Source organism: Pseudomonas sp. Mb7 (assembly GCF_054790525.1).
Genome location: NZ_CP186501.1, coordinates 1,157,192 through 1,181,841, shown reverse-complemented (window position 1 = coordinate 1,181,841; position 24,650 = coordinate 1,157,192). Strand labels below are relative to the sequence as shown.

The following is a 24,650-nucleotide window of genomic DNA, read 5'->3' as shown; positions in this document are numbered from 1 at the left end:
TCAGTCCGTTGTCATGGCGTGTTCAAGGTCTGCTGAAGAGAGGCGCTCGGCTTCCTCCAGCGTTCGACGGAAGGTGGCGGTCAGGTGCTTTTCGATCAACCAGGGATCGGTCATGGCTGCAAGGTCGTGGGACAGTTGCGGCAACGGGCCGAACAGTTGATCGCGCAGCAAGCGGCCTGCGTTGTAGGCGCCGGTTTCTACCGCTTCTTTGGAGACCAGCGAACCTTGAGCTTTGCCCAGTTCGATCTCCGCCAGCTTGGCCATGTTGTGCTCACGCAGGGCGCGGGACTTCTGGTAGTCAGGGTGTTTGCCGTCGACTGGCATCAGGTGCGGCGGCGCAGCCATGGAAGTCGGCTCGGTCAGAGGAGACAGTTGGCTGTAAACGTCGCGCTGAATCCGGTCCTGCTGGTGTCGCACGGCTACGGCGACCTTGCTGGGATCGCTGGTTTTATCGAGCAGCGCCTCGGTGGCCTCAAGGTCGATTTTGCCGTTCTCGGTAAGCACCAGCCGATCCTGACTGGCCAATTTTGAAACATAGGATTTGGCCCAACCGCGCCGGGCCGCAAACTCCGTTTTGCTGATGATTGTCATGCTTAATTCTCCAGTTCACCCCGCGAGTTCACCTGTTCACCTCAGTTCACTAAGTTGGTGAACCGTCCGCTAACACAGTCCCGCGGGTTTCCGACCCCGTGCCCCTCAGATCCCCCTAGGGTCCCCGGCGGTTTTCGGCGCACCAGATCGGTGCATCACCCCTGCTCGCCCCCGGATGGCGGGACTTCGCAGACGCCCAACCGCTTGGCAGCCCAGCGTTCGTAAAGCCCGATGGCAACATCTGCGCCCGCCATCGCCGTCAGGCAACCCAGCGCGCCCGCCGTCCAAAGCGACATCCCGGCGGCGATCATCAACATCATCGCCGACACCCCGCAGACAATGCAGGCCCCAGACCGAAGCGCGAGCCTGCGCAACAACGCCCAGCCCCGCGCCCCATCTTTATCTGCTCGCCACATCTCCCCCGACACGCCACCGACCAAGGCCAACACGACCACTAACCAGATCGGCATCTCTGCCAGCGCTTGTTGCTCGTTTGTCATCGCCAACCCCTAAACGCAAAAACCCGGCGCAATGGCCGGGTTTGGTGGTGTGGTGCCTGCCGCTCTCTGCGGTCGCACCTATCGAAGATGACTACTTTTTACAGGTCGATTCCGGTGGCAGCAACCCTGTTTTAATGCCACCCGGTGAATAAGTGGGTAACGCAGGGTGAACGCCTAGCGAATGTCGGCGAATACACCTCCCCGGCATTCTGTTGTTGCGGCGGTGTCCCATACGTCCCACTTTTCAGAATCGAAGTGGGACGCCTGAGAGCGCCTGAATTCGGGGCTTCGCCCCGCTGTCCTACTTATTTTTCTATTTTCTCGTGTAAAGGGAGAATTTTAAAGAACACGCGTTCGCGCGTGAGCGCGTAGTGCTCGCCCGCTACGCTCACACGGACGGGAGGCACTACTAAGCGGGACGGTGGGACAACCCAGCAACGACAAGGCCCGCACCTGTCCCACTGCATCAAAACACAGCGAGACAAGACGGGCCAGTGGGACAACCACAACCGGAGCGCTGCCTGGGGTCACGCAGCTAGCCCCATCAGCACCCAATAGATCTGCAGATGCGCATCATGCAAACGCTGGTAGTACGTGTCGCGGCCACAACCGCAGTGGGCATACCGCAAGCGCATATCCACATCGAGCGTGCAGTAATGCTCACGCACCACCGTCACCAGCTCCGGCGCGAGGTGCTTGGTCACGATCAGCTCAATGTCCAACGAACTCTCCAGCGGCGCACGAAAGGCGCGCCGCCCCCTGATCAGTTGCCCGTTGCTCTCCATCATCATCGCAACCATGTTCCCCCCAGCCAGCCCTCCTTTCGAATGTTCGGAGTGCAGTTCCTGCGCCCATAACCGAAGCAGCGAATCGATCTCCTTAATCAAAACAAGGCTCCTCGAACGCTTCACGCTGTAACGCCGAGGCACCGCCCCACCCTGCCGGCTTCTTGTAAGCCCAAGGCCGCTGTCCACTCTTCACCAATGCAGGCAACCGCACCCGCCGCCAACCCAACCGATGCATGATCGCGCCGACGCGCATCTGCTCAGGTTTGCCCCAATGCCCAAAGTCCAACTTGAGCGCATTGGCCAGCACCTCGCTCCCGGTGGTCGTCTCACCGATCTGCGACTCTTCCAGCCAGGTCAGAATCGGCCCTTCCCATTCATCCACAACGAAACGTTCGTCCTGCTCTTCGCCGAACATTGCTGCCTCATCCAGCGTCACCCACCAAAGGTCGCCCGCGTCATAGCAGAACACCGCCTCGGCCCACAGCTGATCGCGCATCGAGCGCAACAACTCCAGATCCACCTTGGTACAGGCGACCGGCCAGTAGCGCCGGTTGCCGGTAGCATCCTTCAGGTACTCGTCCTGGTTGGTTGTGCCCACGAAAACACACTGGCGTGGCACATCCATTGTTCTGCGGCCGTAGCTCTCGCGGTAAGTGTCGGTGGATGCCGAAAAGAACTGCTTGGCCTTCGTACTCTCAGCCTTGTTGAAGCTGTCCAGCTCGCCCAGCTCGACGATCCACTTGCCCCGGATCGCCTGAAAGCCGTCCTTGTCACCCAGCGCAAACGGCGTGTCCATGAACCACTCGCCGCCGAGGATACTCATCGCCGTCGACTTACCGGCGCCCTGCGCACCTTCCAGAATCATCACTGAGTCAGCCTTGCAGCCGGGCTTCATCACCCGAGCCACGGCCGACAACATCCAGCGCTTGCCGACCTTGCTCGTGTAATCGGTGGCCTTAACGCCCATGACATCGGTAAGCCAACTTTCAAGCCGGGGCACCTGATCCCACTGCAGCTTGCGCAGGTACTGGCGCACCGGATGAAAAGCATGGTCATGCGCAACCACACTCACCGCCTCGATCACATGCGAAGCCTTGACCCGCAAGTTGTACTGCTGCGCGAGCCACTTCATCACCCGCACATCATCAATGTCCGCCCAATCGCCCGTGCCGCCGCCATAAGGCGCCGCACGCAGCTTGACGATCTTCGAACTGAAGGCGCTGTAACTAATGACCCCGGCCCAACGCTCATCATTGGCCAGGATCAACTCGACATTTTGCATGTGCGCGATCAACGCGCCGCTTTCACTGCGGGCCAGCATGTCCTTCCAGCCACCAGCGGCCGGCGGCTTGACCACCGCCAACACCTGACGGCGCACAGCTTCCAAACCTTCCGCGACATGCAGGTCGTTGAAGTCGGTCCACTTGGCTCCCCGCTCACCGGAAAAGATCGGTGCAACCACCTGGCCACCAACGATCAGCGCCGCGTTATTGGCCTTCTCTTCGCCGGGGTTCCAGGCATCCCCATTAGGCTTCGTTGTCTTCCAGTCATCGTCGCGGCAGATGATCAGCGGACAGCCGGCAAACCGCTCGCGCATAGCCTTGCAAACCACCAACAGGTTGCCGGCATCAAACGCAATGGCCACAGTCAGTGACGTGGCCATGTGCAGGCTTGCGCCGGTAGCGTATCCCTCACACACCAGCACCGGCTCGCCCGGATCTGGATGCGGCCCGATCAGGTGAAACGCGCCCTCCTTCGACATACCATAGGGCCAATAGGATTTATCCCGTCCGGTGTCTTCTTGAATGGCCGGGAACACCACCTGCAGGCCGACGATCTCATCGCGAACATTGCTCATCGGCACCAGAAACGCGCCTGTACGAGGCGCATATCGAACCCCGAACCCCACAATCTGCTTACGATCCAGATAGTCGCTACGGCCCTTCTCCGGCATACGTTTGAAAATGCCAGCAGCGCGTTTCGCCGCACGACGTGCAGCGTTGGCCGAGATCTCAGCAGCCCGGCGTTTGGCCTCTTCCTGTCGAGCGCGCATAACCTCACGCTCTTCCGGCGACATCCGCCCGGCCTTGACCTTGATCTTCTGAGACTCGCCCGAACGCCAGTCACCGAACGCACCGAAGATCAGCGTCTCGCCTTTCTCCGTGTGCTGTTCATGGACGACATACCAGCCATTCTTTTCCTTGCCCTTGTCCTGCGAAGTCTTACACCGGGTCAGCTTGCCAAACACCAGCGGCTGCGCAGGCTCAAGGCCGTAGTCCGCGAATTGCCCCAACACTTCATCGAGCATGGATGGCCTCCATGATCTCCTCGACCTCCTGGCAGGTCACGCATTGCGTGCAGCCAGGAACAGCTAAACGCCGTCCCTCGGGGATTGGGCTGTCGCAGTTTTCACAGAATAGAAACGAATGCGCCGCCAATGCAGGTTTAGCGGCGTTGCGTGCAGCGAGCGCCTGATCGATACGCTCTTGCACCAGGTCATTTGCGAAGTCAGCAATGTCAGCCACGATCAACACCCCGCGTCGTCTGGTTGACATACGTGGCGCGGTTGAACAATCCCAACAGCCCCTGAATCCCACGAAACACCTGCAGGCGAATCGCGGCCAGTTCCTCATCGGAAACAACCCCATCACCAATGCTTTTGGCCCACGTATCAGCCAGATCCGCGACCTGTCGGAAGTACTCGGCAATACCGGTGGTCAACGTCTCGGGCATGTCGTTGGTGTATGCCTCAGCCAGCTCCTGCCAAGTCGTGTCACCGACCAACGCATGAACCGCATCCAGAATGCGGCGATCCTTGGTCAGCTCCAGAATCTCGCCGAACTCTTGAATGTTCACCGTGTGGCTGGGGTGGGTTGGGGACAGCTTGTGCTGCAGCGTGGTCGCATTTCGGCCGGTGGTGGCGGCAATGGCTGCGGCGCCGCCGGGGTAGTCCCGTGCGGCATGATAAAGCGCGAGATCGAGCGGCAAAACTTCCCGCTGCGCCCGCTCAACAGAACTCAGAGCGATACGGCTCATGGCATTAATCCTTGTAAGTTGCCAGTGCCGCGCGACATGCAGTGGTGATACATTTGCCGCGTGGCTTGAAAGGGCCCAAACGCCGGATAGATCTTCGGGATCGACACCGGCACCGTGCCGGGGCGAGCAATCCTTTGCTCACCCCTGGCGCAACAGCTGCCCAATCTGTGGTGGAGAAGGCAGCAACACCAAGGCTTCCGAGCCTTGGAAAAGCGCGATAAAGGAAGGTGGCTGCATGTGGTGTGCCCGCCTATCTCTATCGCGTCCCGACAGCGCTGTGGTGGTGCGTGCCGGGAGGAACTGGGCGACCTTTGGGTCGCCTTTTTTCTTGCTAGGCTGCAGCTTTATGAGGGGCCGAAGCGTTCAACAACCAAGCAGCTTGGAAGGCGTTGCCTTTCTGCTTCGCAGCTGTCGCCAGCAGCTCCGCGTATTGGGTTTCACCTGTGTAATCCGTTCGCGGCAGGCATGCGGCCTGACGCCATTTGTTCAAAGCTTGATAGCTTCTATTGCAAATCTTCGCGGCGGCCCCGATGCCGCCAACGGCTTCAAACGCGAATGCAATCGCGCTGGGAAAATCTGCGGGGTCCAACATGACAACCTCCATTTATCAACTTACGGTTGATGTTATAGATCAGCTGACTATTGCGCAACCATTATGAGACTCTCAACTCATGGTTGATAAAAATACTCTCCGCGCAGCATTCAGCGAGCGCTTACACGAAGCACTTGACGATGCCGGCGTACGCCGCCGGGGTCGTGGTGTGGATATCCATCGTCAGTTGAAAAGCCTGGGGATCCGTAAGACGACCCAAGCTATAAGCAAGTGGCTAAACGGTGAAGCGATAGCCGAAGCAGATAGCATGACTGCTCTGTGCTCATGGCTGAAGATACGCCGGGAATGGCTTGAATATGGAGTTCTACCCAAAATACAACCCAGCGTGGGTAATGTTGTCCAAGAGGGGAAAAGTGATGAAAGTAACGTCACGGAGATCAATCATCGCTTTGGCAAGGTACCTCTTATTTCCTGGGTACAGGCAGGTGCATGGTGCGAAGCAATTACTAATTTTGAGTCGTACGACGCTGATTCTTGGCTATCTTGTCCCGTACAGATCAGTATCCATGGTTATGCATTGAAGGTTCTTGGAGACTCGATGACTAATCAAGGACCTGGTCGTAGCTATCCAACAGGATGCATTATTTTTGTAGATCCTGAGGCTGAGACAAAGACCGGAGATCGTGTCATAGCTAGACTACCGAGAACAAATGAGGCCACTTTTAAGGTTCTAGCAGAAGATGCCGGCCGAAAATATCTACGCCCGATAAACCCTCAATACCCAATAATAGAAATAACCGAAGAAACACACATATGCGGAAAAGTGGTTGGTTCATTCATCCCTGAGTGAATCTCGTGACGATGCCTTTGAGTTATATGTAGCACGTAGCTGATTACGAGCACGCAAGCTTGCATAGAACATTATTGTAGAGGTCGAAATATCTTCAAAATCCGCATATGCTTCATCCTCGTAAAGATCGAATACATCTTGCCGCCCATTTAAAAATTTAGATTTTTGCAGGTGCTTCATCAAGGAATACTGTTCAACGTAGCTCTTTAGGCCCTCTCCATATGGTGTAATGCAATTGAAGAACAGCAATTTAAGCTCATCATCCGACAATTGCGCCCGCAGAATATTTGAATACTGCCTTTTATGAAAATAATCTAGTCTAATCAGACGAGATGGACGCCTACCTTTATGTTCTTCCCCGGCTAACACCTTAAATCCGTCAACAAGCTTGAGGATTTGATATATATTCCTGTAATACTGCGAAAGCATGACGCGTGCCTCACCATGAAGACCCTCGTCGAAAGCTTGTTGCAATAGCTGCCGCTCAGTCGTTACTTCAGGGTTCACTGCAGCATATTGAGGCTTAGGCGCTAACCTTTTGGCTTCTGCTAAATCCTCACAAGCGTGCTTGTATTTTTGTAGTACTTCGCTAACGGCAACATCAAACCCGTTTGCGCCCCAAGGGTCTATTTTATTCCTAATCCTCTCAGCTATTTTTGAATGAACGTCAACTAGCCTAAAGAATACGGATTCGAAATTCTGCCGCTCAAACACTCCCGTTTGCTTATCTTGAATTCGATTAGCGATTCGTGTCTCTTCCCTTGCTTCCTTTAACTCCTTCCCCTGAGTGCGGATTGTATACAAGACACCAAGAAGTGCCATAAAGCTTAGTAAAGGATTGAGTACCCCCCCGAAAAAATCTCCAAACTGCCCTAATTTGTCCGACTGCTCTATAAATTTTAAACCAACAAATGGCAAATCAATTCCGAATGTCAATTTGAAAACAATATATAGTCCCACGCTAACAATCAACGTCACGCTCATAAACATTAAGAAGGGTCCAAACCCAATCCAATGCGCAACCGTATGCGTTACCGACCTAACTCGTTCATAGATGGTTGCAAGATTGCTAGTGACTTGGCGATTGCGCCTTAAATCCTTTTTTTGCACAGATTTCATCCAGAATTTAATTGAAGATAAATTTAGTAACTCTCTAAATGCTATCCAATAGCCACTACATCGTCTACTTTCGTAAGCACCCGGCAACGAAAATCAACCGATAGTTGACATAACACAACCGATGGTTGATATTTGCTTCACTCTTCCACCACAGAGCGAGGCAAAACCATGCACACCACAGCTACCCTGCACGTCCACCCAGCCGCTGCCAACCCCTTCCAAATCTTTGAGATCCGGCGCCTAGCCCGCGAGTACGGCTGCGCGTTCGCCATCAGCAAACCGAAGCTGACAGTGCGCACCACGCCTGCCCCAGTCAATCCGAACGGCGGAGGGCATGCAGCATGATCAAATACAAAATCGACAACCGCACCCTGCAGCTGCTCAATGCCCAGGTCAACCTGACCGAGACCTTCAACCACGTCCTGCGGACTGCGCCTAGGCGCGAGTGTCTGGCGTTTCGCCTCAAGGTTGAACGTGGCATCTCGGAAAGCACCTTCGTCGTGGAGCTGGGCAGCGAACGCCACACGCTGACCCTGCCGAACGAAAAGAGGATGCATCTCAAGCTGGCCGACTTCATCGAAGAGATCGCCAACGGCCCTTTCGATGCGAGCAATATCAGCGACCTGGTACACCGACCACACGCCAGCCGGGAATATGGCCGCTTTGAAGTCTCGGACAAGCAACGAGTGTTTGAGCTGGTGCGCACCGGCGGCGTGCTGAACCTCGACATGGGTTTCGATTACCCGCTAATAGTCGCGCTTCACCGCACTCACTCTCGATCAGGTGTCACCACCATCCTGAGCATCGGTAACAAAACCCCGCACACCCGTTGCTTCACCGTGTACGGCAGCGATGTCGAGATCTACGGCAAGGTCAGCGAGTCCATCAACCACCTTGCTGCAGCGGCAACTCCAGCTGCGCACGCGGCATGAGGGGCACACCATGGAACGCACCCTCGCCCAAGCCGCAACCCACCTCGGCCTGACTCGCCCGAAGCTCATCGCACGCATGCGGAAAAAAGGCCTGCTCGACGAGCGAAATCTGCCGGCCTACCCCAACCGTGACCGCGACTATCTGCGGATCAAGAACGGCCAGTGGTACCACGACCAGCTCGGCATGCAGTACAGCCAGTCAACCCGAATCAAACAACCTGGCATCCGCTGGCTAGCCGAACAACTGGGCATCGATCTGCCTGCCATCCCGGCAGACAACCGTGACGTGGCCTAGGGAATACGCCCGCCAGATCATCGCCATGCGGACACGAGAGGAGCGCAACGCCGCGCTCCTCGAAGTGCCCGAACATCTGCGCGAGCTGACCAGAACGCATTGCCTGAACGCCTGGAACCACCCGGCCAGAAAACAACGCAAGGAGGCCCAACAAAGCCATGAGTAACACAGCACAAAACCCGCTACGCCTGCACCCGGCGCCGGAATCAGCCACCGTCGAATTGCTTTACCGCATCTTCGGCGACGTCCTGATCCCGCTCGACAAAGTGCGCGAGCAGTACTTCCGCAACCTCAACGAGCAGTCGTTCGTGGCCGAGATCAGCAGTGGTCGCATCCAGCTCCCCATCACCACGCTGGACACCAGCCGCAAGGCACCGAAGTACGCGCACATCCGACATGTCGCTTCCCTGATCGACATCCGCGCCTATAAGGCCGACGAAGACATGCAGCGACAGCAGGACGACACCAACGAGTAACAACCACAAACCGAGCGGCTGCCACCACCGGCCGATGACATCACCAGGAGCACACCACATGACCGAGATTCAGATCTACGCACTGTTAGCAATCGTCCTCATGACGGGCGCCGTGTACTGGATCGCCTACCGATGCGGCGTCAGCAATGGTCACACCGAAGGCTATTCAGAAGGCTTCAGCGAAGGCATAGCAGTTCAGAGCGCCGACAAATCGGAAGAGATCCGCAACCTGACGCTCTCCTTAAAGCAGGCTCACGGCCAACACGAGCAACTCTACGACTTTTACAAACGCGCCTTAGAGGCCTCGCAACTCGGAGAACCTGCACGAATTACCCTGTTAGAGATTGCTGAAAAACTACGGATTGCGGCCGAGACGTTCGCCGCCTTCCGCACCGGCAAAAAACTCGAACGTGAAAGCCTCGCCCTTCGCGACCAGGCGCTCGCCATCGCAGCCCTGCTGGAGCCAGCTGATCAGGAGAGCGCTGCATGAGCCAGATCAGCATTCAATCCAGCATCCACCACAACCCGGCTCACGCCCCATTGGCGGCAGATGAACCAACGCGCACTCGAACCTCAGAGGAAAGCGGCATGCATAAGGACCAGCACACCAGCCAATCCACGACCGCTTTGCTCTGCGAAGCAGCCAGCGTCACCACGCTAGAAACAAACAGTCTCTGCTGCGAAGCAGCAGGCATTATTGCCCCTTCCAGCAGCACCACCGAGGCGCTTATACCCCACAAAAAGCTGCGCGAGGCAGCCACACCCAATGCAACGCTAATCGCTCAGAATCGCCCGCCCGCGCAGCCTGCTGTGGGGTATACGCACCCTGACAACCCATCACAAAAAGCCGTCGACGTGATGCAGATCGATGAGCGCGCTGAGTTCGAGAAAGAGTTCCCAGTCCCCGAAGGCCTGCAGTACTGCGCCCAGCGAGGCACGTACATCACCGCACCAGGTGCGAAGACATCCGACTCGTTCGCCCGTGAGCATTACGCGTACCGGGCAGGCTTCGCAGCATGGAAGCGCAGAGCCTGGAAACACGCGGCACTCCTTGGGCAGCAAGCTGAAGGAGTCCACCCATGATCGAGCGTACATTCCAACACTTCCACACTCAGAAACACCCGTCCGCGCAGCATGGTGAAATCTATGCCCACATTGAGGAGTCTGCTGAGTCATCGGTACTCACCTATCACCTGGACAAGATTCCAGAATTCAAGATGGCCGAGCTGATCGGGACTAGCCGCCGGGCGCTACAAGGAAAACGCGCCAGAGGCGTCATCCCCAAAGGGGTGTGGAACACCATCGATAGCCGCATTTACTACAGCATCAGGAGATACGAGGCATGGCTCGAAAGCCAATGGGATTGCCCACCGGAGTTGAATTTGCTGGACAGTCTGTCCGCATTCGCTTCACCTGGAACGGGCAACGCCGTTGCGAAACCCTCCCCTATCCCCAAACGCCGAAGGGGATTAAGGCTGCCGCCGACCTACGCGCTAACGTAACCAGCCTGATCAAGCATGGCGTGCTGGATGATCAGCGATACGCTGAACTGTTCCCAAACTCCACCTACGCCAACTACTCGGCGACTCCCCGTTTCGGGGAGTACGCCCAGGAGTGGCTCAACAGTCGCGAGATCGTGTCCGGCACACGCAAGAACTACCTCGGTTCGCTCAATCTGTATTGGATGCCGTATCTGGCAATGCTGCCCATCGACAGCATCACGTCGGTGATGCTGCGCAAGGTCGTGGCCAACACAGAATGGCCGACACCGGGCGTAAAGCGCGCGGCGATCCAGCGCCTGACCACAGTGTTCGGTACCGCAGTAAAAGATGGCCTTATCACCCGTAACCCAGTGGAGTCCATCGAACTGCCGGTGAAGGCCAAAAAACCTATCGATCCGTTCACAGTCGGCGAGGCCAATCAGATCATCGATCACCTATATAAGACGCTGACCCACTCGATGCGGATCTACGCGGCCTACTTCGAGTTCGCCTTCTACACCGGCATGCGCCCCAGCGAGATCGCAGCGCTGCGCTGGGAAGAGGTCGACAAGGAAAAGCGACTGGTCAACGTGTGTCGGATCGTCGCGGACTACAAGATCGAGGAGCGCACCAAAACTCGGAACGTTCGCCAGTTCATGCTAAATAGCCGAGCGCTGCACGCTCTTGAGCAAGCCGAGCTGGAAGCACAACAACGCGCCTTGCAGAGCCGCCGCAAACGCGCCGATTCGCCCTACGTGTTCCCTCCAACCAAGAACTTCGAGTTCATTCAACAATCGAGTGTGACCGACAAACACTTCCAGGCTGCCCTAACCGAATTGGGGATTCGCGCCCGCCGGCAATACAACTGCCGACACACATACGCTACCATGTGCCTCATGGCGGGTATGAACCCTGCGTTTATTGCCACTCAGCTCGGTCATAGCGTTCAGATGTTGCTATCGACTTACGCCCGATGGATCAACTCCAGCACTGACTGGGGTGAACTCGGTAAGCTCGAAAACAGCTTGATTGGTACAAAATTGGTACAGACAGAAACAGTACCCCTCTGAAACCCTTATGGAATCAGCCCCTGTGACACTGGAACAGAACTACACCGCGATTCTCGGCCAATTGGGCGAGGACGTGTCCCGCGAGGGCCTGCTCGACACGCCAAAACGTGCCGCCAAAGCCATGCAGTACCTCTGCCGCGGTTATGAACAGACGCTTGAAGAGGTCACCAACGGTGCCCTGTTCAGCTCCGACAACAGCGAAATGGTGCTGGTCAAGGACATCGAGTTGTACTCGTTGTGCGAACACCACCTGCTGCCGTTCATCGGCAAGGCGCATGTTGCGTACATCCCGAGCGGCAAAGTGCTGGGCCTGTCTAAGGTCGCGCGGATCGTCGACATGTACGCCCGTCGCCTGCAGATCCAGGAAAACCTCAGCCGTCAGATCGCCGATGCAGTGATGCAAGTCACCGGCGCGCTGGGCGTAGCCGTGGTGATTGAGGCCAAGCACATGTGCATGATGATGCGCGGTGTCGAGAAGCAGAATTCGTCGATGATCACTTCGGTGATGCTCGGTGAGTTCCGCGAAAACGCAGCGACCCGCAGCGAATTCCTCAGCCTCATCAAGTAATTCGTTGCGCGAAGAAAACCGGCATTCATCGCCGGTTTTTTTTCGTCCGTGAAAAATCGGGTAAGCTGCGCGCCTTTCTCAATTTGCACCGTGAGGCTTTAAACGTGTTCGTCAAAGCGCTTCGTGTCGGCCTCGGCCAACTGGTTATCTTCATCGACTTCATCACCCGCCCGGGCAAGAAACAGCGTCCTGCCGAAACTCAGGCCCAGGTCAACGCCGCCGCGCAAGGCCTGACCCTGTATCAGTTCCATGCCTGCCCGTTCTGCGTGAAAACCCGCCGCACACTGCGTCGCCTGAATGTACCGGTGGCGCTGAAGGATGCGAAGAACAACGAGCAGGATCGTCAGACGCTGCTGGATCAGGGTGGCCGGATCAAGGTGCCTTGCCTGCGCATTGAAGAGAATGGCCAGACAACCTGGATGTATGAGTCCAAGGTGATTATTGATTATCTGGATAAGCGGTTTGCCGCTGTCTGATGATTATGTTGTGGGTTGATTGACGCCTTCGCGAGCAGGCTCGCTCCCACCCTTTGGAATGCATTTCCACTGTGGGAGCGAGCCTGCTCGCGAAGGGACCCTCTCAGCCACCGCAAATCCCAGACAAAAATAAACCGGCCCTCGAGCCGGTTTATTGTTTTTAGGCCGCTTTCTCTAGCAGCGCCTGGCGCACCACCGCCGCCAATCGCTTGAGCCCTTCATCCAGTCGCGCCGGATCAATGTGGCTGAAATTCAAGCGCAAATGCCCATGATGGTTATCCGGATCCGGAAAGAACGGCTCCCCCGGCATAAACGCCACGTCATTGGCCAACGCCTCATTGAGCAACGTTCGCGTATCCAGCGGCTGCTTCAACGTCAGCCAGAAAAACAGCCCGCCCTGCGGCATGTTCCAGTCGGCGAGATCAGAAAAGTGCGTTTCCAGCGCCGTTTGGAAGGCATCGCGCCGTTGCCGATAGAAGCCGCGCAACTCACTCAGATGCTGCAGATACTTGTCGCTGCCAATCCATTGCAGGGCCTGCCACTGACCGATGCGGTTGGTATGCAGATCTGCCGATTGCTTGAGTTTGAGCAGATGCGGGAACAGGTCCGGGCTGGCGATCAAGTAACCGACGCGTAAACCGGGCAACAAGGTTTTCGACACGGTGCCGGTGTAGATCCAGCTCGCCTTCTGCAGACGCCCGGCAATCGGCTTGGCGCTGCCGCCATCGAAAGTCAGCTCGCGGTAGGGTTCGTCCTCGATCAGGGTGACGCCGAATTCGTCGAGCAATGCCGCTACGGCTGCACGCTTGGCTTCGCTGTAACGCACGGCGGACGGATTCTGGAACGTCGGGATCAGGTAAATGAACGCTGGCCGGTGCTGTTCGAGACGACTGCGCAATTGCGCCAGATTCGGGCCGTCGGCTTCTTGCGGCACGGTCAGGCAATCGGCGCCGAATAGCTGGAAAATCTGCAATGCGGCGAGATAGGTCGGCGCTTCAAGCAGAATTTCCGTGCCCTTGTCGATGTACAGCTTGGCCGCCAGATCGAGGGTTTGCTGCGAGCCGCTGACCACCAGTACCTGACTTGCGGTGCACTCCAGGCCCAGCGCCCTCGCCTCCGCTGCCAAGGCTTCGCGCAATGCCGGTTCGCCTTCGCTCATGCCGTATTGGCCGAGTGACAGCGGCATGTCAGCCCACTCGACCTTCGGCAGCATCGCTTCGGCCGGCAAGCCGCCAGCGAACGACATGACCTCCGGGCGCTGGGCGGCGGCAAGGATTTCACGGATCAAAGAGCTTTTAAGGCGCGCGACACGTTCGGAAAAGGCCATGGAAGTCACCGGTAGCGAGGCATGGGAATAATGAGTCAAACTGGTTGACTGAAATTACGACAGCTTGAGCGAGTACGTCAATATGCTTGACCTTAAAAACCCCGCGAGCCAACAACAGGCGATGGAAGCGTTTTTCTTCGGCTATCAGGCCTTCACTGCCAAGGCTGATGAAATGCTCGAGCGCCGTGGGCTGTCGCGGGTACATCAGCGAATTGTGTTTTTCATCGCTCGATACCCGAATTTGAGCGTGAAGGAATTGCTGGGATTGCTTGGCGTGAGCAAGCAGGCCTTGAACATGCCGTTGCGACAGTTACAGGAAATGCATCTGGTCGACAGCGTGGCGTCCGAGGCCGACAAGCGAAAGCGTCTGCTGGAGTTGACGGCCGAAGGCGCGAAGTTTGAACAGGCGCTGCGGCGTGAGCAGGTGAAATTGCTGGAGCGAGTGTTTGCCGAGGCTGGCGAGGCGGCGGTGAATGGCTGGCTGGCGGTGAATATGGCGCTGGGGAAAAGTCAGACGGCTCTCGACTGAATGGGACTGCCTCTTCGCGGGCAAGCTCGCACACAGGGGCACGCATTTCAAACGTGGGAGCGAGCCTGCTCGCGAAGGGGCCAGTGCAGGCGATATATCGCTATCGACGGAACTTTCGTAAACAAAACCAAAAACAATATTTGCTTTATTTGTACACAAAAGCATAATCCACAGCGTGCGAGTTCCTGACCGCATGGTCAACAAATTCGCGTATGCCTCAAAGGGCCGCTGCCACCCCTCATGGGTCCGGCCCTGGAAATAACAATAAAACTCTTGAGGAGTACTCGCTGTGGAAAGCCGCAAATCCGAAGCATCGACGCTGGACCTCTCGCCGCCATTACGCAGTGGCTTGCTGGAACGTCTGTTTAAACTCAGCTTGCACGGCACCACGGTGAAGACCGAGCTGATTGCCGGTCTGACAACCTTCATCACCATGGCTTACATCATCTTCGTCAACCCGAACATCATGGCCGATGCCGGGATCGATCACGGTGCAGCCTTCGTCGCCACCTGTATCGCCGCCGCGCTGGGCTGCCTGTTGATGGGCCTGTACGCCAACTGGCCAGTGGGTCTGGCGCCGGGCATGGGCCTCAACGCATTCTTCACTTACACCGTGGTCGGCACCATGGGCTACAACTGGGAAACTGCACTGGGTGCGGTGTTCGTCTCCGGTGTGCTGTTCATGATCCTGACTTTCTCGCGAATTCGCGAGTGGCTGCTGAACAGCATTCCAGTCAGCCTGCGCTTTGCGATGGGTGCCGGTGTCGGTCTGTTCCTTGGCCTGATCGGCTTGAAAACCGCGGGTATCGTCGTCGATAGCCCGGCCACACTGATCAAACTCGGCTCCCTGCGCGAACCTGGCCCACTGCTCGCGGCCATCTGCTTTCTGATGATCGCGATCCTCAGCTACCACCGAGTCTTCGGCGCAATCCTCATCAGCATCATCACCGTGACCCTGGCCGGTTGGGGCCTGGGCATCGTGCACTACGAAGGGATCATGTCGACCCCGCCAAGCCTGGCTCCGACCTTCATGGCCATGAACGTCGCCGGCGTGTTTAACGTCAGCATGATCAGCGTGGTGCTCGCCTTCCTCTTTGTGCACATGTTCGACACCGCCGGCACGCTGATGGGCGTCGCCCAGCGCGCCAATCTGGTGAATGCTGACGGCCGTATCGAAAACCTCTCCCGCGCGATGAAAGCCGACAGTGCATCCAGCGTGTTCGGTGCCGTGGTCGGTGTTCCGCCAGTCACCAGTTACGTAGAAAGTGCCGCTGGCGTAGCCGCTGGTGGTCGGACTGGTCTTACCGCAGTCACCGTAGGTGTGCTATTTATAGCGGCGATGTTCTTCGCACCGCTGGCCGGCATGATTCCCGCTTACGCCACCGCCGGTGCACTGATCTATGTGGCGATGCTGATGATGGGCGGCATGGCCCACATCGAATGGGACGAAGCCACTGACGCGATCCCGGCCATCGTCACCGCGATCATGATGCCACTGACCTTTTCGGTCGCCGACGGCATCGCGCTGGGCTTCATCACCTACGTGGCGTTGAAGGCTGGTACCGGCAAGTACAAGGAAATTTCCGTGAGCCTGTGGGTGCTCTGCGCGATTTTCATCGCCAAGTTCATCTTCTTGTAAGCGTCACGCGGTTCAAGCTTCAACACAGCCTCACCCAATCGGGTGGGGCTTTTGCACATTCTTGAGTACAACAAAAAAAGGAGGAAAGTGATGAGTCTGGAAACCTGGCTGCTGTTCAGCGGCGCTGCATTGGTGGTGATTCTGATTCCAGGGCCACTGTCGTTGTTGATGATCAGCAACAGTCTGAATTATGGGTTGCGCCGTTCTTATCCGGCATTTCTCGGTGGCGTATTCGCCTCTATCTGCCTGCTCAGTGCTTCGGCGTTGGGGCTGGGTGCCTTGTTGCTGGCATCGGAGCAACTGTTCAGTGCCCTGAAAATCGTCGGCGGACTCTATCTGTTCTATCTGGCCTGGCAGAGCTGGCAGCAATCGCGCCAGCCATCGGTCGGCGCCGTCGTGCCACAAGCTGCCGCCGTTCCACGGTTTCGCGCGTTGTTCGGGCGCGCCTTTGTACTGGGCGCCAGCAACCCGAAAGACATCCTGTTCTTCGCCGCTTTCCTGCCGCAATTCCTCAGCGCCGAACAGCCCTTCCTGCCGCAGTTGCTGGTGATGATCGCCACCTGGACTCTGCTGGATCTGCTGTGCAAACTGGCCTACGGACTCGGAGCCCACGGCGCAGCGCGTTACTTGCGCAGTGGCAAAGGACAGAGCTGGTTCAACCGGATCAGTGCCGGCTTGTTCGGAGGCGCCGGCGCGGCATCGTTGCTCAGCAGTCACTGAGACATTTGGATCACAAACTTTTTATTTATCTGTAGCCATCCCTGACTTGAAAAACTCAAGTCAGGGATGGCATTCGCAGCGACCGCTCGTGTTGCTCGCGACATCTCCCCGCCGCAACAACTGCATCCCTCAAGCGCAATACACAGCAACAACCCGTTGATGTACATCGTTCAAAAGGCGACCGTACTATCACGACTCAAATAAATAAAAACCCGCCAGAACAAGGAAGTTCACATGGCCACCCTGATACGTAAAGCGTCATTGGAAACTGCAGAGATCACCGACGCCGTCGTCATCGCCGACATGCGTTTCGAGCGCAATGAACATCATGTTTCGACCATTGATTTCAAACCCGAAACTGATGAAACAACCAGCATCAAAGTAAAAAGCAAATTCGATCAATTGAAAATAGTCGACTCCGTATTCGGCCCGCTGCAAATCGGCAATATTTCAATAACACGAGTGTCACTTTATGCCTTGGGCGCCACGTTTGACGGCCAACCACTGAGTGGCAAAAGCACCTTTTTCCGGGTACCCAAGCGATCTTTCATCAACGCGTTGCAGTTCAGTGCTGTCGACATTGAACACCATATGAAATCGTCAACAGGCAAGGACAGTTATTTGTTGACGACACTGCTTTTCGAAATGGCCAGCGAACGCCCACTGACGGCCCCTCACCTGATAAGAGAAAGTTCGCAAGTTTCTACAGACGAAGGTAACTACCGTAGCAAATTGGTAAAACTACTGGATTCCGCACAGAAACTGGATCTGTATCACGCAAACCTGCCCAAACATAATCCTCGCTGGGTGTCCCTGGCGAAAAGTTACGCCGCGCTCGGTTCGAGTGTCGGCATCCAAGCTTTCGGCATATTCATGGGTTTACGCGGTGTGGTGGATGCTATCAAAGCAAACAACACCACCGAAGTCGCCATCAACAGCTTGGGTATTGGTACGGAAGTGGGTTCCATTGTTGTTGACATCGCCGTCAGCAAAATTGCGTCGAATATGCTCTCGGCCGGGCAAGGCGCCCTTATGGATTTTGCCAAAACCCGGTTTGCCCTGAGGCTGGGTCGCTCCGGCGGTTTGATCGGCGGCGCACTGACATTGCCGTTCGATATCTTCACCGCTGTCAGATCGATCAATGCCGCTGAAAATGCCGTCGGAAAAGAAGCCATGGACCATTACGTGAGCGCTGGATTGAGTATTACCAGCGCCGCCATGACGGTCATCCTCGGTGCGGCAGCGTTGGCAGGCTTTTCATTTGCAGGCCCGGTCGGGCTTGCAGCTGGAGCAATCCTGGCCATCGGATCGCAAATTTATGGCGCGGTACGCGTGGTCGACGACATTGATGACTACATCGAACTGACGCTGGACGAGCGCTGGCGCACAGGCTGGTTTTCGTTCTGCATGATGGACCCTGACCAGGCCGTGCAAAACCGCTATCTGCTGGCAAAAACCAGGCTCCAACACGCGAAACAATTGAAAGAAACAGCCAGAAAACTGTTGGATGGGCAACTAAAGGACACAACCGAAGCCATCGTTAATGGCAAGTTTGAAGTCCACCTCAAACCCTCCCGAGTGCGCAAGCGTAACTGGTGGACCAAACAGGACCGTTGGGAAACGATCCAGGTTCCCGAGATCAAGGGAGGCGATGACATCATTGACGCCCGCAACGGGGTTTCCAAGGATACGCCAGGTGCAGAGTTGGGTACGGTTGGCGAAAACAAGGGCATTCTCTGGTTCATCAGCGAGGGCCAGGACTCAATCAAGGGCGTTGAAAACAAACCCAACAGCTTTCACTACCGATCGGGAAAAAAACAGCTGACCGGGGGTGAGAAAGACGACCGCTTCGTGTTCGAGGGTGCAGGGGATCTGCTTGTACAGGATGCCCAGATTTCTGAGTATTCAACACTGAAAGGCGGCGCAGGCAACGACACGCTTGTTCTGGCTGGAAGCAATTACACACGCCGCACCGATAGAAAAGGCTATGACGTCGATCTGCTGGCCCAAACCCTGCAGGTAATCGCAACCGATCCGTCTGTAGAAGAGGGTGAAAAATATACTCTCCACAGCCTTCTGGAAAGTATCGAGAATGTTGAAACGGTCAGCGGGGCCATCAGTGTTGTGACCGGTTCGGATAAACGCAACATCATTAATTCGCGCGGCCAGGACACCATCAATGCGGGGCCCGGAAATGATCAAATCCATCTGACGTATCCCGGAGCAACAGCCTCGGGTGAGGCTGGCATTGACGAATACATCATTGACCACAAACCAGGCCGTATTGCCATCATCGAAGACGGCACAGAAGAAAGTATTGTTTTGCTCAACTGGAAATACGAACTGATCGAAAGCTGGGCAATCGAGAATGGCGCGCTGATCATCAGTTCCCGGTTCGCATTTGCGGACGACCCGAAAAGTGTCGTGATCATTCAAGGCCTGTATAAGAAAGACGCGAACAACTTCGTATTGCAGAATAATAAATTCACGTTCATGACCGGCGACGGCTACTCGTTAAAACTGCCTGACGCCCCCGACCTGCCCGACAGCATCGAAAATGGCCACAACCTCGAAATCGAAGTAGTCGTTGTAAAAAAAGGAACACCCGAAAGCCCCCTTATCCTCCACGCTCCCGAGTGCCTGATCGATCATCAGCGTGATGCGAGTTACTACCTGCCAAGGTCCAGGAAAAACACAACAATCCGGTTGGTGAAACGTGCCGAAGCGGTGGTTCGTCTGCATCTTGATTACGACATCAGCGAACTGACACAGGTTGAAGCGCACTTCACCTCGGGAGAGAAGAAGTCAAATGGAGAACTTTTTGCGGGATGCGACCTGATTTATCACTTCGGCCACAACACACTGAAATTTGGCTTGTTCGCCTATGCGGAAGGTGGACTTGCCCCCAGAAACATGATCAGGATCTTGCGAACCATGGCCGCACGTCCCAACTACCGGGTCGTGCTCATTTTTAAAGGTGGCGTCACGGTCAATTTGCAACTGACACCGGAAACCGATGTTTGCCCCCTTGAAAGCCATAATCCGAATGATTTTGATACTTGGACGACGCAGCTCTCACTACCACTGCCACGGCGCACAGATCAGACTCCTTTTGAGTTACCTGAAACCAAACCCTTCAAATTCGACAGGGCGGGATGCGGTTCGCTTTTTTCCTATCCCGAGCAAACCTCGATCCAGAATCTTGAAGGTACTGGTTCCACCTACCTGATTCACCTGGTTGCCGATATAGCGATCAGATTGTCTACCCCGGGAGCACTCGCAAACGCCCCTGCCAGACTGCCTTACTCTTCCACCTGGGACCTCGACGCGACGAAACTCGGCAAGGTCGAGATCAGGCTGGAAAATAACCAGCTGCACATCGGCACCTGCATTATTCATTTGCCGGAGTACGAAAGCGAAGACCTGATCGATCAGGTCCGAGTCATTACCGAGAAAGGGGTTGTCCATACCGTCGATCTCTCTTTCGACAGGGTTTACCTGGATGGTCTGGATGCCCGCTTCTTTGAAGACCCCGGCTCGGCAAAAGACTTGCCCGAGGCTTTTGCAGCAATGGCCAATCAAGAGATCAAAGTGAGAAACATCGTGCTCGCCGACAACCGTCCCGAGGCGCTGAGTTACAACTTTCCCGCACACGGCTGGATCCTGCGCAGAGACAAATCTCGCGTTGAATACTCAGCACTGCAAGTGGTCAATCGGTGCAGCCATCAAGAACTCCCCCTCTTTGCACAGCCGCCGTTGATGACTGCTCCCTCTGCTTGACGCGCGCACCCCCGTCAAAAACCGATAACCACGTGCGCACTCCGAAGTGCAGTAACCGAACGTGTCCACAGGGATGCGGACGAGTGCGCCTGAAAAATGCGCAGAGGCACGTGCCCGCGCATCATCACTCAACGAGTAACTTCACATGGCCAAACCACCCAAAAAAGTTCCTGTGACAGTGGCAGCAGATACCACTGTTACAACCAGACCTGCACAGTCAGGCTCGGGTACTCGCGTCACTGCAAACCTGCCTGAATCAGCACTGCCTGGCGTCGACTCGACCACGGGACCTCCCGGTATCGCCACCACTCGCCCGCCCGTCGTCATCGTCAGTGATATGCCCGATACCTACCGTGCCGCCCGCAGTGCAATCGCCTGGCCACAGGATCGATTGCACGAGCTGATACCAAGCGGAGAAAACACGGGTCTGTTCACCGGCCCGGATCAACGAACCTACGCGCAAATCGGCAACGAAGGCCGGTTTGTCGTCGAACGGGATCTGCAAGGCAACTATTACGTTCCGCTGACCTTTGCACCCGGTGTTCCCGGCCCGGTACTGACCAGGATTGAAGGCCAGGCCAGCTGGCACATCCAGCGCCCTGGCTGGCAATCAACACAGTCTCGACCCGACACCCCTGCCACGCCACCGTCCCTCACCTACCTTGCGCCCGATGACGCAAAAACGCTGACCAGAGCAGAACTCTCAACGGGGGGACTTCGATACAACAAACTCAAACATACCTTCGTCGATACCGCAGACGGCACAGTCATGGTTCGGAAAAACCTGCAAGGTGAATATCAACTGACCTCGGCAACAAGCAGAGACTTGCCCGATGTATTTTTTCAACAGATTCCCGGAACGGTGCTCTGGCGCCGCAAGCATCCGCACTTGCCAACCCCCGACCATCCCGCTGCAGGCAGGTCGCGGCCAATGGCCGAAGCAGACGAACCGCAACCCGGCCCAAGCAAACGCGCGCGGGTCAACGTCCCCGAACAACCACTAGCACCAATAACCTTCGATGCCAGCGCTCCAGCCGAGCAAACACCGTTTTTCTGGCTACCCTGGGGCCATCTGAACAAACCAGCGCAGGTGGAGTCGGTGCAGCTCGGCTGGTTTCATTATCCGGTGGTGCCGAAGGGTTCCACCCCTCACCCCAAAGTCTACTTTGTGCAACATCCTGACTTTGTGCCAACACACTTCGATGCGTTTGAACAAATGCTCCGCACGGCGCCCTCGATGCAGCCTGTTGCAACATTTCGCATCGGTAACGATCCGGGAGAAATACACCCTGGAAAACGTTTCTTCGATGAACCGATCTCGCAGTCGGTAGCCAAGACATTCCCTGATTTCTCTGATGACACGGCACGGGCCGTCGCCAGAAGGCTGTTCGAACTCGCGGACAACACACCGATGATTACCGGCACCGGGCTGGTCAACATTCAGGCAGTCCTGCATCAGTGGAAACAACGGCCATTTCCCACCGCACCTGCGTATGCCGACCCGCTGAACATGCTAGCAGTGGCACCTTCCACCGATTTCCGCGGTAAAAAACTCATCCGTATGCCCTCCCAGGTCGACGGCGAACTGCAACGACTCAGCTTCGATCCCAAGCATTTTCCCGTCGAGTGGAACCACTACAAAACCTACCCGACCGACCTGAACCTCAGACGCCTGCTTGGCGCCCTGTTGGTTCGCAGCGGCTATGACATATTTCCCCTGACATACGAACACCGCATGCCAACGCTGGTATTCAGGCGCGGAACCAGTGAGCGGATTTATTTTATGAAACTGGGTGTGGTGGATCATGTCGGCCTGTCCCACACCCCGGGCAATGAACTGGCAGAACCCAGCCTGCCGGCCAGGATAGGCAACGAGGCGTTTCACGCCCTGGCCACCGCGACCATGGAAAACAAAGTGGTCTGGCTCATCGGGGGCGTATTGAAGGTTGAGTCGACTCCGGATTCGGTGTTCGTGCTCAGGGAGCGCTGAGATCCCGCTACGACTCGCACCGGCCCTGCCGGCGCGAGTCGGCATGACTTTCGAACGCCTCGAAACACCCTGCAGCACTTGCCCTCATCGCCATACATATATACCGCACGCCGTGGCGAGTTTTTGCCGAACATCACGCCTTTGAAGCCAATGGGTCGGGCAAACACGATGCCGCGCAATTGCACATCGAATCCGCTTCCCGAATATCCGGCCGCATCACTGATCAGCGATTCATCGGAGCAAGTCCATGGCAAAACCACCCAGGAAAATTCCTCGCACGGCGTCACCGGAGGCGTCTAGCCGAGCAACCAATCCTTTACCTGTTCCAGTTGCAGCACTTCCCGGTGAACCGGGTCATTCCACTCCGCACACCGAAGCCACTTCATCACACGCGTTGCCAGAAGCACCCGCCGACCGCCCCAGCGTCATCGTCGGTCGTCCGTTCACCCGGCATCGCCAATTGAGCGAAGCGCGAACCTCTGATTGGGTGAGGCAGCAATCCATCGAAACCGGACCGTCTGCGCTGGCCGGTGCTTCCAGCAGCGAAAGACCAGCGCATCCGGTCTATATCGACCCCGAATCGGCAACCCAACTGAAGCTGCAACCAGGCACTGAAGAAGGGTTTCGCTACGACAAACGCAAGAAATCCTACGTCGAAATGGTCGGCGGCATGGTCATGGTGAGCAAAACTGCGGAAGGCTGGCGACAGACACATGCAGGGGAATCAACCCCGACGGGACAAAGAGTGGAACAGATTCCGGGGACAACACTCTGGCGTGAAATCGACACGCCGCAGCAAGGCGACCCAGCCGTAATCAATCCACTGTCCACCGAAGCGACCGATGCCATACCCGACCAGAGCAAGCGCCAACGCCTGGACGAACAGAGCCATGTTGCAACCGGTACCAGCACGCTGGTCGAACATCTGTTAGCCCAGCCGGGCGTCGCCCTGGATCTTTCCGCCGGTCAGTGGAGAAACTGGGGGAAGTCCACAAAACCCGATTCAGGCGAGTCGATAGAGATCGACGGGCAACACTTTCGGATCGTCATGCAAGGTGTCAGTGCCGATACCGAACTGGTCTATTTGCAACACCCGGGATTTGCACCGGACCGCTATGACGCGTTCGAAAACATGCTGCGTCATGAGCCTTCGCGCCAACCGAAATGGGCACTGAAACGCGAAGGCCAATGGAAGGTTCTGGACAACGCTCCACCGTTCGAAATGTCCGCCACCCAATATGTTTCCGCCGCCTACAACTATCTGTCCGAGCAGGCGACCAGCAACCTCGCGCGGGCGGTATTCGATCGGCTTTCACTGCCTCAGGGCATCAACGCCCATGGACTTTCGGTGATGGCGCTGACCTTCCGCCACTGGCTGGACAGGGTGAATCACGAACCCCCGCTACACGGACTGGCGGACCCTTTGATAATGCTGCCAAAACTGCCGACATCGCCCGGCCATCTGGCAGGCGGCCGCTTGCTCACACTGCCTGCGCACAACTCAGCCGTATTACAGCGCCTGGATTTCGACCCACAACGGTTTCCTCAAGAGTGGGCCCCCTATGCAGCAGCGCCGACGCCAGGAAACCTGCGCGGATTGATGGCGACCATCCTGCAACACAACGGCTACAGCATTAATCCGACCACGCGCCGACTCAGTGAAGGTGCATTGATTTTTTACCGCCCGGGCGTTGCCGCTCTATTCGTGTTGAAGCTGCCACCCATCGCTGGCAATCAGGTTACTCGCACCACACCCGCAGGTACCGAACTCATCGACCCCGCCTATCTGACGAGGCTCAGCGTGTCGCAAAAACAGGCGCTTGAGGTGCAGTTGGCTCACACCGAAGTCATCCATCTGGTGGGGGGTATACAACCCATATCCGCTGATTACCCGACGCTGTTCATTGTGAGAGAGGCCTGAGCCGCTGCT

The 24,650-nt window shown here is 56.5% G+C and carries 24 protein-coding genes; 15 read left to right on the top strand and 9 right to left on the bottom strand.

Annotation, left to right across the window (positions count from 1 at the left end):
- The 7 genes from ACOYXH_RS05420 to ACOYXH_RS05390 form a co-directional block, all read right to left on the bottom strand.
- Positions 1–591, bottom strand: coding sequence for a terminase small subunit (locus tag ACOYXH_RS05420; RefSeq protein WP_460410328.1), 591 nt, complete (start codon positions 589–591; stop codon positions 1–3).
- A 155-nt stretch (positions 592–746) separates the two neighbouring features.
- A complete protein-coding gene (locus tag ACOYXH_RS05415) occupies positions 747–1,091 on the bottom strand; it encodes a phage holin family protein (RefSeq protein ID WP_102902285.1) in 345 nt (114 codons plus the stop codon).
- Positions 1,092–1,618: 527 nt separating this feature from the next.
- Positions 1,619–1,978, bottom strand: coding sequence for a PA0613 family protein (locus ACOYXH_RS05410; protein ID WP_460410327.1), 360 nt, complete (start codon positions 1,976–1,978; stop codon positions 1,619–1,621).
- A complete protein-coding gene (locus ACOYXH_RS05405; protein ID WP_460410326.1) occupies positions 1,971–4,187 on the bottom strand; it encodes a VapE domain-containing protein in 2,217 nt (738 codons plus the stop codon). The genes ACOYXH_RS05410 and ACOYXH_RS05405 overlap by 8 nt, the downstream gene beginning before the upstream one ends.
- Positions 4,177–4,404, bottom strand: coding sequence for a TraR/DksA family transcriptional regulator (locus ACOYXH_RS05400; protein ID WP_460410325.1), 228 nt, complete (start codon positions 4,402–4,404; stop codon positions 4,177–4,179). The genes ACOYXH_RS05405 and ACOYXH_RS05400 overlap by 11 nt, the downstream gene beginning before the upstream one ends.
- Positions 4,397–4,915, bottom strand: a complete 519-nt coding sequence (locus tag ACOYXH_RS05395) for a phage regulatory CII family protein (protein WP_083366735.1) — start codon at positions 4,913–4,915, stop codon at positions 4,397–4,399. Before ACOYXH_RS05395 ends, ACOYXH_RS05400 begins: the two co-directional genes overlap by 8 nt.
- Before the next feature lie 331 nt (positions 4,916–5,246).
- Positions 5,247–5,507, bottom strand: a complete 261-nt coding sequence (locus tag ACOYXH_RS05390; RefSeq protein WP_460410324.1) for a hypothetical protein — start codon at positions 5,505–5,507, stop codon at positions 5,247–5,249.
- A 79-nt stretch (positions 5,508–5,586) separates the two neighbouring features.
- Between ACOYXH_RS05390 and ACOYXH_RS05385 the strand changes: the two genes are divergently transcribed.
- Positions 5,587–6,318, top strand: coding sequence for a LexA family protein (locus ACOYXH_RS05385; RefSeq protein ID WP_460410323.1), 732 nt, complete (start codon positions 5,587–5,589; stop codon positions 6,316–6,318).
- Here the strand turns inward: ACOYXH_RS05385 and ACOYXH_RS05380 are convergent.
- Positions 6,301–7,428, bottom strand: coding sequence for a putative phage abortive infection protein (locus ACOYXH_RS05380; protein ID WP_460410322.1), 1,128 nt, complete (start codon positions 7,426–7,428; stop codon positions 6,301–6,303). The two genes, ACOYXH_RS05385 and ACOYXH_RS05380, sit on opposite strands and share 18 nt — an antisense overlap.
- A gap of 350 nt (positions 7,429–7,778) precedes the next feature.
- Here ACOYXH_RS05380 and ACOYXH_RS05375 point away from each other — a divergent pair, with 350 nt between their 5' ends.
- The 8 genes from ACOYXH_RS05375 to ACOYXH_RS05340 all read left to right on the top strand — a co-directional run bounded on the left by ACOYXH_RS05375 (position 7,779) and on the right by ACOYXH_RS05340 (position 12,735).
- Positions 7,779–8,369 carry a hypothetical protein gene (locus ACOYXH_RS05375; protein ID WP_460410321.1) on the top strand — a complete coding sequence of 197 codons (591 nt, stop codon included), beginning with the start codon at positions 7,779–7,781 and terminating at the stop codon, positions 8,367–8,369.
- Positions 8,370–8,379: 10 nt separating this feature from the next.
- Complete coding sequence (locus ACOYXH_RS05370; protein ID WP_460410320.1) at positions 8,380–8,664, top strand: phage antirepressor KilAC domain-containing protein; 285 nt, start codon at positions 8,380–8,382, stop codon at positions 8,662–8,664.
- A gap of 158 nt (positions 8,665–8,822) precedes the next feature.
- The gene (locus ACOYXH_RS05365) at positions 8,823–9,140 is read left to right on the top strand and encodes a pyocin activator PrtN family protein (protein WP_083366740.1); all 318 of its coding nucleotides are present in this window, start codon (positions 8,823–8,825) and stop codon (positions 9,138–9,140) included.
- Positions 9,141–9,198: 58 nt separating this feature from the next.
- Positions 9,199–9,630, top strand: coding sequence for a hypothetical protein (locus tag ACOYXH_RS05360; protein WP_460410319.1), 432 nt, complete (start codon positions 9,199–9,201; stop codon positions 9,628–9,630).
- Positions 9,627–10,223: a hypothetical protein gene (locus tag ACOYXH_RS05355; RefSeq protein WP_460410318.1), complete on the top strand. Its 597-nt coding sequence runs from the start codon at positions 9,627–9,629 to the stop codon at positions 10,221–10,223. Before ACOYXH_RS05360 ends, ACOYXH_RS05355 begins: the two co-directional genes overlap by 4 nt.
- 259 nt (positions 10,224–10,482) lie before the next feature.
- Positions 10,483–11,691: a tyrosine-type recombinase/integrase gene (locus ACOYXH_RS05350; protein ID WP_460410316.1), complete on the top strand. Its 1,209-nt coding sequence runs from the start codon at positions 10,483–10,485 to the stop codon at positions 11,689–11,691.
- A 22-nt stretch (positions 11,692–11,713) separates the two neighbouring features.
- The gene (gene folE / locus ACOYXH_RS05345; protein WP_019826593.1) at positions 11,714–12,259 is read left to right on the top strand and encodes a GTP cyclohydrolase I FolE; all 546 of its coding nucleotides are present in this window, start codon (positions 11,714–11,716) and stop codon (positions 12,257–12,259) included.
- Positions 12,260–12,363: 104 nt separating this feature from the next.
- Positions 12,364–12,735 (top strand): glutathione S-transferase N-terminal domain-containing protein, encoded by a 372-nt coding sequence (locus tag ACOYXH_RS05340; RefSeq protein WP_093441696.1) that lies wholly within the window; start codon positions 12,364–12,366, stop codon positions 12,733–12,735.
- A gap of 160 nt (positions 12,736–12,895) precedes the next feature.
- Here the strand turns inward: ACOYXH_RS05340 and ACOYXH_RS05335 are convergent, their stop codons facing one another.
- Positions 12,896–14,062, bottom strand: a complete 1,167-nt coding sequence (locus tag ACOYXH_RS05335; protein WP_095050920.1) for an aminotransferase-like domain-containing protein — start codon at positions 14,060–14,062, stop codon at positions 12,896–12,898.
- 82 nt (positions 14,063–14,144) lie between these two features.
- On the opposite strand from ACOYXH_RS05335, the gene ACOYXH_RS05330 reads away from it, so the two are divergent.
- The 6 genes from ACOYXH_RS05330 to ACOYXH_RS05305 all read left to right on the top strand — a co-directional run bounded on the left by ACOYXH_RS05330 (position 14,145) and on the right by ACOYXH_RS05305 (position 24,641).
- On the top strand, positions 14,145–14,591 hold the full coding sequence (locus ACOYXH_RS05330) for a MarR family winged helix-turn-helix transcriptional regulator (RefSeq protein WP_093441687.1): 447 nt from the start codon (positions 14,145–14,147) through the stop codon (positions 14,589–14,591).
- A 289-nt stretch (positions 14,592–14,880) separates the two neighbouring features.
- Positions 14,881–16,230, top strand: coding sequence for an NCS2 family permease (locus tag ACOYXH_RS05325; protein ID WP_007914003.1), 1,350 nt, complete (start codon positions 14,881–14,883; stop codon positions 16,228–16,230).
- A 90-nt stretch (positions 16,231–16,320) separates the two neighbouring features.
- Positions 16,321–16,950 (top strand): LysE family translocator, encoded by a 630-nt coding sequence (locus ACOYXH_RS05320; RefSeq protein WP_038366975.1) that lies wholly within the window; start codon positions 16,321–16,323, stop codon positions 16,948–16,950.
- Positions 16,951–17,184: 234 nt separating this feature from the next.
- A complete protein-coding gene (locus tag ACOYXH_RS05315; protein ID WP_460410315.1) occupies positions 17,185–20,730 on the top strand; it encodes a calcium-binding protein in 3,546 nt (1,181 codons plus the stop codon).
- 145 nt (positions 20,731–20,875) lie between these two features.
- Positions 20,876–22,720, top strand: coding sequence for a hypothetical protein (locus ACOYXH_RS05310; RefSeq protein ID WP_141231888.1), 1,845 nt, complete (start codon positions 20,876–20,878; stop codon positions 22,718–22,720).
- A gap of 247 nt (positions 22,721–22,967) precedes the next feature.
- A complete protein-coding gene (locus ACOYXH_RS05305) occupies positions 22,968–24,641 on the top strand; it encodes a hypothetical protein (protein ID WP_460410314.1) in 1,674 nt (557 codons plus the stop codon).
- The last annotated feature ends 9 nt before the right edge of the window (positions 24,642–24,650 follow it).

What these genes read in the sequence shown, in the direction of transcription:
- ACOYXH_RS05310 (WP_141231888.1), top strand. Translation starts at nt 20,876, where the DNA reads ATGGCCAAACCACCCAAAAAAGTTCCTGTGACAGTGGCAGCAGATACC.
- ACOYXH_RS05365 (WP_083366740.1), top strand. Translation starts at nt 8,823, where the DNA reads ATGAGTAACACAGCACAAAACCCGCTACGCCTGCACCCGGCGCCGGAA.
- ACOYXH_RS05335 (WP_095050920.1), bottom strand. Translation starts at nt 14,062, where the DNA reads ATGGCCTTTTCCGAACGTGTCGCGCGCCTTAAAAGCTCTTTGATCCGT.
- ACOYXH_RS05355 (WP_460410318.1), top strand. Translation starts at nt 9,627, where the DNA reads ATGAGCCAGATCAGCATTCAATCCAGCATCCACCACAACCCGGCTCAC.
- ACOYXH_RS05420 (WP_460410328.1), bottom strand. Translation starts at nt 591, where the DNA reads ATGACAATCATCAGCAAAACGGAGTTTGCGGCCCGGCGCGGTTGGGCC.
- ACOYXH_RS05320 (WP_038366975.1), top strand. Translation starts at nt 16,321, where the DNA reads ATGAGTCTGGAAACCTGGCTGCTGTTCAGCGGCGCTGCATTGGTGGTG.
- ACOYXH_RS05375 (WP_460410321.1), top strand. Translation starts at nt 7,779, where the DNA reads ATGATCAAATACAAAATCGACAACCGCACCCTGCAGCTGCTCAATGCC.
- ACOYXH_RS05330 (WP_093441687.1), top strand. Translation starts at nt 14,145, where the DNA reads ATGCTTGACCTTAAAAACCCCGCGAGCCAACAACAGGCGATGGAAGCG.
- ACOYXH_RS05370 (WP_460410320.1), top strand. Translation starts at nt 8,380, where the DNA reads ATGGAACGCACCCTCGCCCAAGCCGCAACCCACCTCGGCCTGACTCGC.
- ACOYXH_RS05350 (WP_460410316.1), top strand. Translation starts at nt 10,483, where the DNA reads ATGGCTCGAAAGCCAATGGGATTGCCCACCGGAGTTGAATTTGCTGGA.
- ACOYXH_RS05305 (WP_460410314.1), top strand. Translation starts at nt 22,968, where the DNA reads ATGGCAAAACCACCCAGGAAAATTCCTCGCACGGCGTCACCGGAGGCG.
- ACOYXH_RS05315 (WP_460410315.1), top strand. Translation starts at nt 17,185, where the DNA reads ATGGCCACCCTGATACGTAAAGCGTCATTGGAAACTGCAGAGATCACC.
- ACOYXH_RS05390 (WP_460410324.1), bottom strand. Translation starts at nt 5,507, where the DNA reads ATGTTGGACCCCGCAGATTTTCCCAGCGCGATTGCATTCGCGTTTGAA.
- ACOYXH_RS05415 (WP_102902285.1), bottom strand. Translation starts at nt 1,091, where the DNA reads ATGACAAACGAGCAACAAGCGCTGGCAGAGATGCCGATCTGGTTAGTG.
- ACOYXH_RS05360 (WP_460410319.1), top strand. Translation starts at nt 9,199, where the DNA reads ATGACCGAGATTCAGATCTACGCACTGTTAGCAATCGTCCTCATGACG.
- ACOYXH_RS05395 (WP_083366735.1), bottom strand. Translation starts at nt 4,915, where the DNA reads ATGAGCCGTATCGCTCTGAGTTCTGTTGAGCGGGCGCAGCGGGAAGTT.
- ACOYXH_RS05385 (WP_460410323.1), top strand. Translation starts at nt 5,587, where the DNA reads ATGGTTGATAAAAATACTCTCCGCGCAGCATTCAGCGAGCGCTTACAC.
- ACOYXH_RS05405 (WP_460410326.1), bottom strand. Translation starts at nt 4,187, where the DNA reads ATGCTCGATGAAGTGTTGGGGCAATTCGCGGACTACGGCCTTGAGCCT.